We start from the raw sequence: 14,002 nt of genomic DNA, 5'->3' as shown, positions 1-14,002 counted from the left end.
TCGCTTAGCCTCCCCGGCAGGGTTGCAGAATATCATCTGCCGCCTGATATTTCTGTGTTTGCACGCCCGTTAATCCCAGCAGGGTCGAGAACAGATTATCCTGTGAGAAGTTCTCTGAGCTTGCTCGTTTTTGCAAACATGTCTGAGAGACCTGATAGCGTTGCTGATAATCTTCTGAGAGCCACAGCAGCATCGGCACATGTTTTTGTGTATCTGGTGCAATCGAATACGGCAGGCCGTGCAAATAGACGCCATTTTCCCCTAAGGATTCGCCGTGATCGGAAAGATAGACCAGGCTGGTGGTAAAATTATCCTGATGCTCTTTCAGTATATTGATTGCTTTATCAACAATATAGTCAACATATAGAATCGTGTTGTCGTACGTATTGACCAGCTGTTGCTGGGAACAGGTCTGGATCTCGTTGGTGTCGCAGGTTGGCGTAAATTTCTTGAACTGCGCAGGATAGCGGTTGTAATAGGTCGGACCGTGGCTGCCGATGGTGTGCAGCACAATCACGCCGTCGCTTTGCAGATTATTAATGTACTCTTCCAGCCCGTGGAACAGGACGTCATCATAGCATTCACCATCAATACACTGTCCTGGCAGGTTCAGCTTAGTCATATTCTGGTGCGGCACCCGATCGCAGGCTCCTTTACATCCACCGTCGTTATCATTCCACAGCACGTTAATTCCCGCCCGCTGGATGATGTCGAGTACGCCTTCCTGATGCTGAGCCAGTTCTTCATCGTAATGCGCGCGCGGCATATCGGAGAACATGCAGGGCACAGATACCGCTGTGGCCGTACCGCAGGACGTCGTGCGCGGGAAATAGACCACATTATCTTTTTCCAGTAGCGGGTTGGTCTGGCGCGCATAGCCGGACAGGGAGAAGTTGTCGCCGCGGGAGGTCTCGCCGAGAACCACAATTGTCAGGTTTTTACGCTTTTCTTTTACCATCAACGGATTGCGATGCGCATCTTCGCCAATGCGTACCAATGGCAGGTGGGCCAGCCTCTGGTGCGAATACCATGATGACGTCGCCACAATGCTGTTGGATGGGCTGAGGGATTTCACCAGTTCTTTGTTGTTGCGAAACAGTGAGGCGTAATCTTTATAGAAGAACGCGGCGACCAGTACGATCAGCAGCGCGGAAATCAGAATGTTCGCGCCACGGAACAACACGCTACGCAGCGCTGGAGTAATAGGCTTGATTCTTACCCAGCAGGCAATGAGCGCGGCCAGAATACCGCTCACCCCGAGCGTAATTACCATTCGTGGCGTCATCAGGGCGAAGGTTTCGGCGGGCGTGGTGTCCATCATATTGGCGATCATCGAGCGGTCGATGATGATGCCGTAGGTCATGATGAAATATTGAGCCGATGCGCCAACCAGAATGAAAATGCACGCCACCAGACGGTTAAGCCACAGGAAGGAGGCCAGCGTCAGCACGATATTCATAACGCTGAAAGCGACGACCGGCATCGATAAAAACACCAACACGTTGCGCACAGAATCCAGAGGCAGGTCTTGCAGCACTTGTTTATAGAACGCAATGTTCAGAAAGGTCGCAAGATAAAATGAGAGCAGCAGAAGCCAGCTGATTAACCCGAGAGCGGGCCTTTTAAACAGGTGCTTTAACATGAAAGGGATTCCATCGACTAAGTGGGGCAGATCCTCTCAAAGTAAAATTAAGCCAACCTTAAGTTCTTAAGATTGGCTTTTTGTTGGATGTCGGCTATTCACCAGTGCCGCTTGCGTTAACTATTTTTTACCGGGGCATCCAATGGATAGGGGTTTTTATGGATCCGGTTGTAGTTAAGTGCGTACAGCGCGGTAATAATCATCAGCGTGACGAACGACCACATCACCTCTTTGGCGCCAGAACCGATAACTGCCCAGATGCAGTAGACAAAGGCGATAAAGGTTACCGCCAGATACAGCGGGCGCGCTTTGCCGAAGTGACCATGACCGAGCAGCAGCAGCGCAGCGCAGGTGTACAGATATGGCACCAGCGTGAAGATGACCGATACTGAAGAGACCAGACCAAACTCTTTTGCGGCGTTCGGCGACATGCTGCTGAACTGGAAAATGGTCATCAGGATGCCGACGATAATTAACCCGGCCACCGGGGTACCGGCTTTGTTAACGCGGGCAAAAATCGGCGGGAACAGACCGTCATCGGCCGCCGCTTTGGCGGTTTGTCCGGCCAGCAGCGTCCATCCGCCCAGTGAACCAAGACACCCGGCAGCAGCGCAGAAGGAGACGATAGCGCCTGCGGTGTCGCCCAGCGCCATTCTTGCGGCATCACCGAACGGCGAGGCCGAAACACGTAGCGCAGCGTTAGGGATCATCCCCATAATCGCCGTTGTGGAGAGCACGTAGCAAACGGCAGCAATCAGCACCCCGCCAATGGTGGCGATAGGCACATTACGTTTAGGATTTTTAACCACGCCTGCCGCGACGGAGGCACTTTCCACCCCGATAAATGACCATAAGGTCACGTTCAGGGTGCTTTGAATTGCACCGAAGGTATTCATACCGCTGACGTTCCAGGCCGCCATATAGGTTTCACCGCGGAACCAGAACCAGCCGAAGACGGCAATCCCAACAATCGGCACCAGCGCCAGCACCGTTGCGACGGCCTGTACACGGGTGATCATTTTCGGGCCGACAATGTTCAGCAATACGAAGATCCACAGTACCACGACACAGGTCAGCGTCAGGACCAGCGGATCTTTTAAGATGGGGAAGAAGTAGCTCAGGTAACCGACGCCAATGACCACCATGGCGATGTTACCAATCCAGCAGGCCAGCCAGTACAGGACGTTAGTCTGGTAGCCTAAAAATGGACCGAAGCAGCGGCGGGCATAAGCATAAGAACCACCGGGACTGGAGTCTAAGGACGACATTTTTGCGTACACCATCGACAGTGCCAGAGCACCGATAATCGTGACCAACCATCCGTAGATTGCAATCCCGCCAGTTGACGCAAGGTTTGCGGGCAGCAGGAATACACCGGAACCCATAATATTCCCCGACACCATAAGGGTGACGGGGATTAAGCCCACTTTGTGAGCATCAGCATCCGTCGACATATTTTTTAACTCCTGATAAGGATAAATGACGTACTTATCATACCTCTTCAAAAGACTATTTTATGATGACGGAGCTGGGGTATCGCTAATGCTGATATTATTATGGCTTATCGCTAACTGATTAAAACTCAGGCAGCGGATGGCTCCCGATATTGACTAACATAATGCAGTGGCGTCATCCCATAAAACTCTTTGAATACGGAAATAAAGTATGAGGTACTGTTATATCCACACAGTTGAGAGACCTGGGAAATGTTTTTCTCGTCCATCAGGAGTTGATTGACGGCATAACGCATGCGACATGTGGTAATTATTTGGCTATAACTTGTATTTTCACTTTTGAGTTTTTTCTTTAACAAACTGGGACTCAGGCATAAGCAACTGGCGACCATGCTTAAATTCCAGTCTTTGTGTATGTCGCTCTCAATAATGTGATAAACGCTGTCGCTGATACGACTACGCAGCATATGCATGAGCAAAGAGATAAATTTTTTGCTGTCAAGAAAGCGGGATAGCACCGTGAATAGTAGTGAGCGTGTGCGCTCTCTTTCACCTTCGTCCCCTGTTTCCATTACGCTATGTTGAGCGGCCACCCGGAAGACATCCGGCGTCAGGCAGGTAGCGGTGATCACTGGGTTAGCACTCCGCTGCCAGAATGGGATCTGTGAAAGGTCCTTATTTAAAAAACGCAGATAGTCTTTAATGATATCTCGGCTGATATGTACGACCTGTGCGTTATTAAGTGATGAGAAATCGATAATATTGTTATCACATGCCACTAATGCCATATGATTAGCTTTTAAACTGATGGCTTCTTTACCGTTAATCCTTAACCAAACATCCTTCTCTGTTAATACCACAACACACGCTTCTTTGCTGCAAAGTCTCATACCCAAACTCCAGGAATATGACATAAACTACCGTAACTCACCATTGGGCAAGAAATAACCGGCAAATGAAATTGTGTGATGAATCAAGACAAGCGATAAAATAGCGACATTTTGATTAATTACAATATCTGTAGGGATTATTGCCGTGTACATAAATTTTTACGCAAGTGGCAACGTACAATTTTCGTATAAAAAAAGCGCGGGGTGGTCCCGCGCAAAAAGGTATGACAATGTTATTGTTTTGCAGCAATACTCAGGAATTACTCAAGCATGACATGTCATCCTTCAAATCGGACTATCTAAAAAAGACATTATGCTTTCACGCACATGACGTGATACACACCGTCAATAATTTCCGTTCCTTCGGTTTCATGTTCAAATCCAGGGAAGTGGTGGTCCCAGGACTGCAACGAACGTAGATAACTAATCTGCGGGCTGTTAGCATCGCCAAAGTTTTCCCCGGACAACAGCATCGGAATTCCCGGTGGGTAAGGAATCACGGAGTTCGCTGCTATACGGCCCTGCAGATTTTCAATGGCCACCATCTCAACGTTATCGCTGACTATCGCGTTATAGGCTTCACGCGGTGTAATTTCAGCAACAGGCAGGCCGGAGTAGGCTGCATTGAGACGGCTGCCAGGGTTGTTCTCTTTCAGCCAGGCAAACATGGTGTCGCCAAGATCGTGAATGCCCATGTTTGCGTAAGTGTCTGGATGTTCCTCCACCAGTTCAGGCATTACCTGTGCAAGCGGAGTATTCGCATCGTAGTGATGTTTGAAAGAGCACAACGTGTTGATCAGTGTGCCCCATTTCCCACGGGTAATCCCCATTGAGAACAGGAACATAATCTGGAAGTCGGTGGTACGCGTCGGCACGATACCGTGACGGCCAAGCCAGGCGGTGACCAGAGCAGCAGGAACACCAGTCTCTTCCAGTTCGCCATCGTCGCCCATACCCGGCGCCAGAATGCTGACTTTAATCGGGTCCAGCATGCTCCAGTTATCCGGCAGATCTTTAAACCCGTGCCAGGATTCGCCCGGACGCATTACCCAGCAGTTCTGGTCAGTGGTCAGGAGTTGGGTTGGCGCATCGGCAAAGTCATAGGTTTTGCCGGTCTGCGGATCGGTTACCACCTCTTTGTTCCATGGTTTGAAGAACCAGTCGCCTTCGGCGGTGAATTCTTTGTACAGCCGCGCCATGGCCTGGCGGAAATCGACCGCTTCGTCGATCACTTCCTGGGTGAGCGACAGGCCGCTGTTACCGTCCATCATCGATACCGCCACATCGTTTGAGGCGCAGATGGCATATAACGGAGAGGTGGTGGCATGCATCATATATGCCTGGTTGAAGCGGGAGAAATTCACCGCGCCACGGCCTTCACGGACGTGAATGTAGGAAGCTTGTGAAAGCGCATTCAGCAGTTTGTGAGTCGAGTGGGTGGCAAAAACGGTAGGGCCGTTATGATCGCCCGGCGCGCCACGCATGGCGTAGTGATCGGCATAAATTGGGTTAAAGCGGGCATAGCCGTACCAGGCTTCATCGAAGTGGATGCGATCGCTGGTTTGCGCGAGCAGATCCTGCGCCTCTTTTGCGTTGTAGCAAACGCCGTCATAGGTACAGTTAGTCACGACGCTGTATGACGGTTTTTGTCCGGCTTTGCCTTTTGTCAGTGGGCTTTCACTGATTTTTTTCTGCAATGTTTCAGGCTGCATTTCCTGCGGGTAGATAGGCCCGATAATGCCGTAGCGGTTGCGACTAGGCACCATGTATACCGGTTTTGCCCCGGTAAGGATCAGCCCCTGTTCAATCGATTTATGGCAGTTGCGATCCAGCACCACGACGTCGTTGTCGGTCATACAGGCTTGCATGATGGTGCGGTTAGAGCCGGAAGTCCCGACCACCACGGACCAGGAGCGGTCAGCCCCAAACACCCGGGCGGCATATTTTTCGCTCTCGCCAAATGCGCCAGTATGATCCAGCAGTGAACCCAGGGAGGTGCGTTCGATACCCATGTCGGTACGGAATAAGTTTTCACCGTAGTAGTCATGATAGAAACGACCGGCTGGGGTTTTGGTAAAACCGACGCCGCCCTGGTGGCCAGGCGCTGCCCAGGAATATTCATGGATGTCGCCGTATTTCATCAGCGCGCTGAACAGCGGCGGCAGAAGCTGCTGGCGGTAACGGGTCATTGCCGCCACGGCGCGCCCGGCGATAAAGTCTGCGGTATCTTCCAGAATCCAGGCGAATTCATCGACAAGCTCCAGCAGGTCGCGATCCAACGATGCAGTGGCTTTTTCGCGATCGCCCAACAGGAAAACGGGAACGTTTTGCTGGCGCTCGTGGAGCTTGCCGATCAATTGCCTGACATTCAGGTGCTCATCTTGTTGTTCCATTTGATAGCTGAACATCAGGCAATCAATGGCTTCATTTGCGGCGAGGATGGCGTAACCATCGTCGAATGAGGTGGACTTAATGACGGTAACATTCTGGCGGCTTAATGCGTCAGCCAGGCGTTCGACAGCGCTACCGACCCAGGTGTCCTGATGCAGAAACTCACTTTCAACAATTAATACTTTCATCATCTTTTACCCGGTTGTGGAAAGGTTGCAATTTATGGATTGCAGACACACCGTATGAATGTGACGCAGGCAAGTATTATCCTGAGAAAATGGGCTGTAAAGCGGGTGAAAAACAGACTGATTTGTATTTTATATGTTTTTAAACAATGAGTTATTCTATATTGATGGCGGATTTTAACCGCCGTTTATCGACAGGGGGACTATTTTTTTGGCTGATACTGATATTGCTGAATGGCAAGCGCGCAGGCCGGATGCGCATCAGCGACATCCGGTAATGATTTCATTCAGTTGGCGGTGACTAACCCATAATGGCGCAGTTGCTTGCAATGCGTCCTCGCCAGTAAAATCACGGTGGTTAAGGCCCCAAGCAGGGCGCAAAACATATCGGATTGGGTATCCCATGGGTCGCCCTGCGTGCCGAGAAAATCATCAGCTCCTTGACCCATTGCCAGCGCCGCCCACCATTCGATCAGCTCATAGGTCGCGCTAATCGCCAATGCCACGCAGCAGACTAAAAATGCCAGCATTTTTCGGCCACGGACAATATTACCGCGCACTAAAATCTCTCTTGCCGTCAGTGCTGGCACCAGCCCCTGAAAGAAATGACCCAGCTTGTCATAGGGATTGCGACTAAGATCCAGCCATTCCTGAACCTGAAAACCGACGGGGACTTTGGCATAGGTATACATACCGCCGACCATCAGAATGATGGCGTGAAAGAAAATTAGCGTGTAGAGCAGAGGCGTCAACGGGTAGCGCTTTACGGTAGTCAACAACAACGGTACGACGATAATGACCGGCGTGACTTCCATCAGCCAGGTGATTTTCTCAGTGGCACAGATGCCGGTGTAGATAAGGATCAGCGCCAGAATCAGCGCGCCAGACTGCAAAATCATGGGGTTCAGTGTGCGGAGCATTATGAATTCACACGTAATGGAAAAGATTACTATTCCCTGTGAGCAGGAAAAATTCAACGCCAGTAAATGGGGGGATTAAGGTGGCCCGGGGGGATCGCTGGACTGACGCCAAAAGTTTTAGTGTCAGTCCAGTGCCGGGCCGAATAGGTTACTTCGCGCAGTTAGCGCATTGTTTGCTGACGATTTGCTGGAAGAAATCGTTGCCTTTATCATCGACCAGGATGAACGCCGGGAAATCTTCTACTTCGATTTTCCAGATAGCTTCCATACCCAGCTCCGGGTATTCCACGCATTCCAGATGCTTAATGCTCTGCTGCGCCAGTACCGCTGCCGGTCCACCGATGCTGCCTAAGTAGAAACCGCCGTGTTTGTGGCAAGCGTCTGTCACCTGCTGGCTACGGTTACCTTTTGCCAGCATGATCATGCTGCCGCCGTGTGACTGCAACAGGTCAACATAGGAGTCCATACGACCTGCGGTAGTCGGGCCTAAAGAGCCGGACGGATAACCTGCTGGCGTTTTTGCCGGGCCCGCGTAGTAGATCGGATGATCTTTCACGTACTGCGGTAGACCTTCGCCGGACTCAATACGCTCTTTTAGCTTCGCGTGGGCGATGTCACGACCAACAATAATCGTGCCGCTCAGTGACAGACGGGTAGAAACCGGATACTGCGAAAGCTGGGCGAGGATTTCTTTCATCGGGCGGTTAAGGTCGACTTTAACCACTTCGCCTTCGCCAGCCTGGCGCAGAGATTCTGGGATGTATTGGCCTGGATTATGTTCCAGTTTTTCAATCCAGATCCCTTCGCGGTTAATTTTGGCTTTAATGTTACGGTCCGCGGAGCAGGAAACGCCCATACCTACCGGGCAGGACGCGCCGTGGCGAGGCAGGCGGATCACGCGGATGTCGTGCGCGAAGTATTTCCCGCCAAACTGAGCGCCGAGGCCGAGTTTCTGTGCCTCGATCAGCAGTTCCTGTTCCAGTTGCAGATCGCGGAACGCCTGGCCGTGGGCATTGCCTTCAGTCGGCAGTGCATCATAGTAGTGTGTGCTGGCCAGCTTCACCGTTTTAAGGGTGCTTTCCGCTGACGTGCCGCCAATGACGAATGCAATATGGTACGGCGGGCAAGCTGCGGTACCCAGCGTGCGCATTTTTTCCACCAGGAAGTTTTTCAGTTTTCCGGGAGTCAGCAGCGCTTTAGTTTCCTGATACAGATAGGTTTTGTTGGCTGAGCCACCGCCTTTGGCCACGCACAGGAATTTGTATTCGTCACCGTCCACGCTGTACAGATCGATTTGCGCAGGCAGGTTGGTGCCGGTATTCACTTCTTTGTACATATCCAGCGCCGCGTTTTGCGAGTAGCGCAGGTTATCTTCAATATAGGTATTAAATACGCCTTTGGAGAGCGCTGCTTCATCGCCGCCGCCGGTCCATACGCGTTGGCCTTTTTTACCCATGATAATGGCCGTACCGGTGTCCTGGCAGGTTGGCAATACGCCTTTGGCGGCGATTTCAGAGTTTCTCAGGAACTGCAGCGCTACGTACTTATCGTTTTCGCTGGCTTCGGGATCATGGAGAATTGAGGCGACTTGCTGTTGGTGTTCTGGGCGGAGCATGAAGGAGGCATCGTGGAAGGCTTGCTGGGCCAGTAGCGTAAGTGCTTCAGGGGCTACTTTCAGGATTGTCTCGCCTTCAAACTCGCCGACGCTGACGTGATCGGATGTCAGCAGGTAGTACTCAGTTTTGTCTTCCCCCAGTGGGAAAGCCGCCTGGTAAGTGAATTCAACTTTTGACATTTGCTTCCAGCCTTTTCATTTTTCTCAGGAATTTTAAAATTCTCTGTGTCTTAACGGTGGCGTGCCGTACCAACGTGGACGGCACGCGAACTGTAATTACAAGAAACCGTACATTGCGGCGAAGATCCAACCAAAGACACAGGATACGCTTACGCCGATCAAACCAGGCAGAATGAAGCTGTGGTTGATAACGAAGCGGCCGATGTGGGTGGTACCGGAACGGTCAAACTGAATAGCAGCCAGATCGCTCGGGTAGGTCGGCAGAATGTAGTAACCGTAACATGCCGGCGCCGAAGCAACGATGTACGCTGGATCAACCCCGATTGCCAGCGCGACTGGAACAATCGCCGCCAGCGCCGCTGCCTGGGAGTTTACAAACTTGGATACCAGCAGCAGAACAATTGCATAGGCCCACGGGTACTCTTTCACCATATTGCCCAGCACACCTTCGATTTCCGTCATATGCGCGCCGAACATTGTTTCGGCCATCCAGGCAATACCGTACACCGCCACAATCGCGATCATACCGGAACGGAAGACTTCGTTTTTAGATATTGAAGCGGGATTGGTCTTCGTCAGGATAATAATCAGCGCACCGGTCAGCAGCATGAACATCTGGATAACCAGCACCATGGACAGCGGTTTGCCGCTGAAGGTAGGGCGCAGCTCAGAGAATGCGCCGAGCACGGCAACAACGGCGATAGCGGCAAGGAAGATCCACATAGCCAGCCAGTTGCTTTTCGGCAGTTTTTTGTCTAACAGCGTGGCGGTGTCGCCATAAACATAGTTGTGGTTTTCAGGTACGGAAATAAACTTCTGGAATTCTTCATCTTTATCCAGATCTTTACCACGGAACCAACTGAAAATACCGATAGCCAGTATACCCAGCAGGGTAGATGGGATGGTGATGCTGAGCAGGTCGAGGAATTCGAGATGTTTGCCTTCAAACGTCACGTTACCCAGCATGGCGACCAGTGACACAACGGCAACGGAAACCGGGCTGGCGATAATACCCATCTGCGCACCGATAGAACTCGCCGCCATCGGACGTTCCGGGCGAATATTGTTCTTAATGGCAACGTCATAAATGATTGGCAGGATGGTGTATACCACGTGGCCTGTACCACAGAGAATTGTCAGAGTGCAGGTAACAAACGGCGCGACGATGGAAACGTATTTTGGGTTACGGCGCAACAGCTTTTCAGCAATTTGCAGCATAACGTCAAGGCCGCCGGATGCTTGCAAAGTTGCCGATGCGGCCACCACGGCAATAATAACCAGCATAACGTCTACAGGTGGTTTACCCGGCTGGAGATGGAAAACGAAAACCAGAATGACCAGGCCGATACCGCCTAATAAGCCCAGTGCGATACCACCTTTTCTGGCACCATAGAACAAACATATTAATATTATGAGAAGTTGTATACTAAATAACATTTTATTTACCCTCGCGAAAAACCCAGTCAATTTTTTGAAAAATGGATCTGTGCCACATTCTTTTTTGCCAGAATAGGCATCAAAAAATGGTCAGTATTCGATATGTCCGTATTTGCGATTAATGTTCAAATGTCTTGCTAGAATGTTTTTTTAAAGTTATGGCGATATTTAGCTTTTTTCTGTGGCGTTGAACAGAGGAGAGAATCCTCAGGCGATGGGAAGCATAACTGGGCATAGAGAGCTGCGGTTGACGCTGTAATTTATCTGTTTTGCGTTTTCCGCTATGGTATGAACCACCGACAGAATGAGTGAGTGGGTTATTTATGTGATCACGGTCACGCCATTTCATGATGTAATGAGATTGGCATGCGGATGCTTTTATTTGCTCACAAAAATGTACGGTGTCCATGGTACGTAGCATGGTCTCCATTGCTACCAGTCTAGATTTTGTATGTCTGGTTAATTGCAGACTAATCCTTTATGGGTAAAAATACACACTCTGCGAGTTAGATAATACTTAATTAACTTTTGTTAGCGATTTTGAAATTAAAAACAGTGTGATGTTTATCAATATTGAAATATAGCGTTTGACATGTTGTGTACAAATATATTTGATCTAACGCAAATTAATAAAGCGTCTGCTTCAGCCAGTAAAATAGGGATTTTTCATTATTTTAATAATTGTTACTTTCAAATAACAAATAATCCCAAAAATGTATTTATTGGCAATATTGTTTAAGCAATGAGTATTGCTCAGCCTGAACGCGGTAACGATAAACAGGTCTACCGGTCACGCCATAGTGGATGCTGGTAAATAAGATGTGACAATTAACCAGCCAGATAAGGTATTTTCGGCAAGAAACACGAGAGATATTGACCTCATTGGCCAACTCATCCGTAGAGAACTCCTGATCCTGGTGCTCATCAATCCACTGGCACAGCGTGCGTAATGTTTGTGGCGTTAATCCTTTCGGTAAGCGACGTACTTCCTGTTCACTGGAGGAGCTGCCGTGAATCAGTTGGTCAAGCTCAGACTGTTCATAGTACTGATGCTTTTCCATCTCTGTTTTCTTATGTAGCCAGCCGGTTAGCGCTTCTTCAAAACGGGAGGCCTGGAAAGGTTTGATCAGGTAGTCAACGACACCATAGTGAAGCGAGTCTTTGATGGTGGTGGCGTCAGCGGCGGAAGAGATGACAATAACATCACACTTGCAGCCTTCGCTGTGCAGAACGGGTAGCAGATCCAGACCATTTTCTTTTTGCATATAAATATCCAGCAAAATCAAATCGATATGATGACCGCTATGAAAGATGATCTCTTTGGCTTTCTCCAGCGTAGAGGCTGTTCCGCAGCAATGAAAACCGGAGAGTTGTGCGACATAACGACGATTTAATTCCGCTACCATTGCATCGTCATCGACAATTAAGACATTGATCATCTGCTGGCCCTCTCACCATTCCACGGTAACTGTACAAAAAATTGGGTGAAGACCCCAGGTTCAGACTCGACGGAAATATTGCCGCCAACACTTTCAACCTGCTGTTTCACAAGTGCTAAACCGACGCCTCGTTCGGTTCCTTTTGACGAGACGCCCTTTTCAAAGATGTGCTCAATGTGTTCAGGGACGATCCCTGGACCATCGTCATTCACTTCGCAATGCAACCAGCCGTGTCGATAGTGCAAGGATACGCTGATCTCGCCACCCGGTTCTTGACCTAGCGCCTCCAGGGCGTTTTCAATCAAATTCCCCAAAACGGTAATCAGCACCGCTACCTGATCTTCATTGCTGTTCTCCGGCAATTGGCTTTCATTGCTAATGACCAGACTATGGCCTAAATCAGATGTGCGATTAATCTTGCTGAGTAAAAATCCAGCGATCACCGGAGATTTTATTTTTCCTAACAGTGAGCCAATCTCTTCCTGATAATTGTTCGCGGTCTTCAGGATGTAATTTTCAAGCTGCTTATAACTTTTCAGGTGCAATAATCCCAGAATCACGTGCAATTTGTTCATGAATTCGTGGGATCGTTCACGAAGTGCGTCGGCATAGTTAACCATGCCGTCCAGGCGTTGCATCAATTTCCGAACTTCAGTTTTATCGCGGAACGTTGAAATGGCCCCGATGATTTTTCCGTTGCTGAGTACCGGAACAGTATTAATTAAGAGTAGCCGATCTTTCACCGTGATCTCTTCATCGCGGCGTGGCGTTCCATCGCGTAGCACCTGCGAAAAATCGACCACCTGTGACCACGCGTGGCTGAGCGTTGAGAGTTGAGCATCGTCTTGTGATTTGTGGTAATCAAGCAGTTCCTGCGCCGCCTGGTTTATCAGCGTGACTTCACCACACTCGTCAACAGCAATGACACCTTCCTTTATAGAGTGCAGCATCGCCTGGCGTTGTTCGAACAGATTGGAGATTTCATACGGCTCCAGGCCAAACAGAATGCGCTTAAGGACTTTGACGAATACCCATGTGCCGAGTAACCCAACCAGAACGCCAAACAAGATGGACCAGAAGATGCTGCCGCGACTGTTATTGATCTGCTCAGTCACTCTGCTTAGCTCAAGGCCGATCGCCACCACGCCAATCTGTCGGTGATGCTCATCATAGATAGGAGTAAACACGCGCAGAGCTTTAGCCAGAAACCCGCGATTAATGGCAACATTCTCTTTGCCCTGCAAAGCCAGCAAAATGTCATCGCCTTTAAATGGCTGACCGATTCGTTGCGCTTCGGGATGGGAGTAACGAATGCTTTGCATATCGGTGACGACAATGAACAAAAAATCGTTGCTCTTATTCACCGCCTGGGCAATAGCCTGAATGCCGCTTTCCTCAGGTTTTTTCATTAATCCCTGACGGATCTCCGGCGAGTTTGCCAGCGTCCGCGCGACCGCAAGCGCTTTATCCGCTAACGCATCGCGCGTCATGTTGCTGATTTGCGAAAAGTAAATCAGATGAACAACAAGCAGCACTGAGAAGAGTACTGCACTGACCATGAGGATCACGGTAGTGCCGAGCTTCATCGGGCGTTTGCGTATAGCTGTACGTTGCAGTGAGTATCTCATCACGGTCCTGGAATCACGGTTTGTGCGGGTATTATTGCCTGATGGGATGCGTAATTCAAAGGTGGTAGGGATTATGGGGCTTAAGTTGTCAGTCCTTCTTCTATATATGTAGTGTGAATTGCTTTCTATATAGAGATCTCTGTACCGGTTCTCTCCACTTTTCAGCAATGCGCATCAGTAATTTTTCGACGATTGTGGATAACTCTGTGTGTAAATGGGTA

At 49.8% G+C, this 14,002-nt stretch carries 9 protein-coding genes; all 9 read right to left on the bottom strand.

Features of this window, described 5'->3' with window-relative positions:
• Window positions 1–4: 4 nt before the first annotated feature.
• The 9 genes from eptA to FDW92_RS22315 all read right to left on the bottom strand — a co-directional run bounded on the left by eptA (window position 5) and on the right by FDW92_RS22315 (window position 13,781).
• Window positions 5–1,642 carry a phosphoethanolamine transferase EptA gene (eptA, locus tag FDW92_RS22355; RefSeq protein WP_042312898.1) on the bottom strand — a complete coding sequence of 546 codons (1,638 nt, stop codon included), beginning with the start codon at window positions 1,640–1,642 and terminating at the stop codon, window positions 5–7.
• 116 nt (window positions 1,643–1,758) lie between these two features.
• Entirely contained in the window at window positions 1,759–3,096 is a 1,338-nt protein-coding gene (adiC, locus tag FDW92_RS22350) for an arginine/agmatine antiporter (protein WP_038636433.1), read from the bottom strand.
• A gap of 128 nt (window positions 3,097–3,224) precedes the next feature.
• On the bottom strand, window positions 3,225–3,986 hold the full coding sequence (locus tag FDW92_RS22345; protein ID WP_042312895.1) for an AraC family transcriptional regulator: 762 nt from the start codon (window positions 3,984–3,986) through the stop codon (window positions 3,225–3,227).
• Window positions 3,987–4,297: 311 nt separating this feature from the next.
• On the bottom strand, window positions 4,298–6,565 hold the full coding sequence (gene adiA / locus FDW92_RS22340; RefSeq protein ID WP_137361365.1) for an arginine decarboxylase: 2,268 nt from the start codon (window positions 6,563–6,565) through the stop codon (window positions 4,298–4,300).
• Window positions 6,566–6,849: 284 nt separating this feature from the next.
• Window positions 6,850–7,482 (bottom strand): DUF2238 domain-containing protein, encoded by a 633-nt coding sequence (locus FDW92_RS22335; RefSeq protein WP_042312891.1) that lies wholly within the window; start codon window positions 7,480–7,482, stop codon window positions 6,850–6,852.
• A 148-nt stretch (window positions 7,483–7,630) separates the two neighbouring features.
• Complete coding sequence (fumA, locus tag FDW92_RS22330; protein ID WP_003031871.1) at window positions 7,631–9,277, bottom strand: class I fumarate hydratase FumA; 1,647 nt, start codon at window positions 9,275–9,277, stop codon at window positions 7,631–7,633.
• A gap of 96 nt (window positions 9,278–9,373) precedes the next feature.
• Window positions 9,374–10,714, bottom strand: coding sequence for an anaerobic C4-dicarboxylate transporter DcuB (dcuB, locus tag FDW92_RS22325; RefSeq protein ID WP_003031873.1), 1,341 nt, complete (start codon window positions 10,712–10,714; stop codon window positions 9,374–9,376).
• Between the two features lie 719 nt (window positions 10,715–11,433).
• On the bottom strand, window positions 11,434–12,153 hold the full coding sequence (dcuR, locus tag FDW92_RS22320) for a two-component system response regulator DcuR (RefSeq protein WP_042312889.1): 720 nt from the start codon (window positions 12,151–12,153) through the stop codon (window positions 11,434–11,436).
• A complete protein-coding gene (locus tag FDW92_RS22315) occupies window positions 12,150–13,781 on the bottom strand; it encodes a sensor histidine kinase (RefSeq protein ID WP_042312887.1) in 1,632 nt (543 codons plus the stop codon). Before FDW92_RS22315 ends, dcuR begins: the two co-directional genes overlap by 4 nt.
• Window positions 13,782–14,002: the final 221 nt, after the last annotated feature.

This window comes from Citrobacter sp. wls706 (genome assembly GCF_005281305.1).
GTDB lineage: Bacteria > Pseudomonadota > Gammaproteobacteria > Enterobacterales > Enterobacteriaceae > Citrobacter > Citrobacter werkmanii.
The sequence above is the reverse complement of the archived record's forward strand: the minus strand, read 5'-3'. Positions and strand labels throughout refer to the sequence as shown.

Bases quoted from the DNA above. Each gene is read 5' to 3' on its own strand.
- dcuB (WP_003031873.1), bottom strand. From the start codon at position 10,714: ATGTTATTTAGTATACAACTTCTCATAATATTAATATGTTTGTTCTAT.
- fumA (WP_003031871.1), bottom strand. From the start codon at position 9,277: ATGTCAAAAGTTGAATTCACTTACCAGGCGGCTTTCCCACTGGGGGAA.
- eptA (WP_042312898.1), bottom strand. From the start codon at position 1,642: ATGTTAAAGCACCTGTTTAAAAGGCCCGCTCTCGGGTTAATCAGCTGG.
- FDW92_RS22315 (WP_042312887.1), bottom strand. From the start codon at position 13,781: ATGAGATACTCACTGCAACGTACAGCTATACGCAAACGCCCGATGAAG.
- FDW92_RS22335 (WP_042312891.1), bottom strand. From the start codon at position 7,482: ATGCTCCGCACACTGAACCCCATGATTTTGCAGTCTGGCGCGCTGATT.
- adiA (WP_137361365.1), bottom strand. From the start codon at position 6,565: ATGAAAGTATTAATTGTTGAAAGTGAGTTTCTGCATCAGGACACCTGG.
- FDW92_RS22345 (WP_042312895.1), bottom strand. From the start codon at position 3,986: ATGAGACTTTGCAGCAAAGAAGCGTGTGTTGTGGTATTAACAGAGAAG.
- adiC (WP_038636433.1), bottom strand. From the start codon at position 3,096: ATGTCGACGGATGCTGATGCTCACAAAGTGGGCTTAATCCCCGTCACC.
- dcuR (WP_042312889.1), bottom strand. From the start codon at position 12,153: ATGATCAATGTCTTAATTGTCGATGACGATGCAATGGTAGCGGAATTA.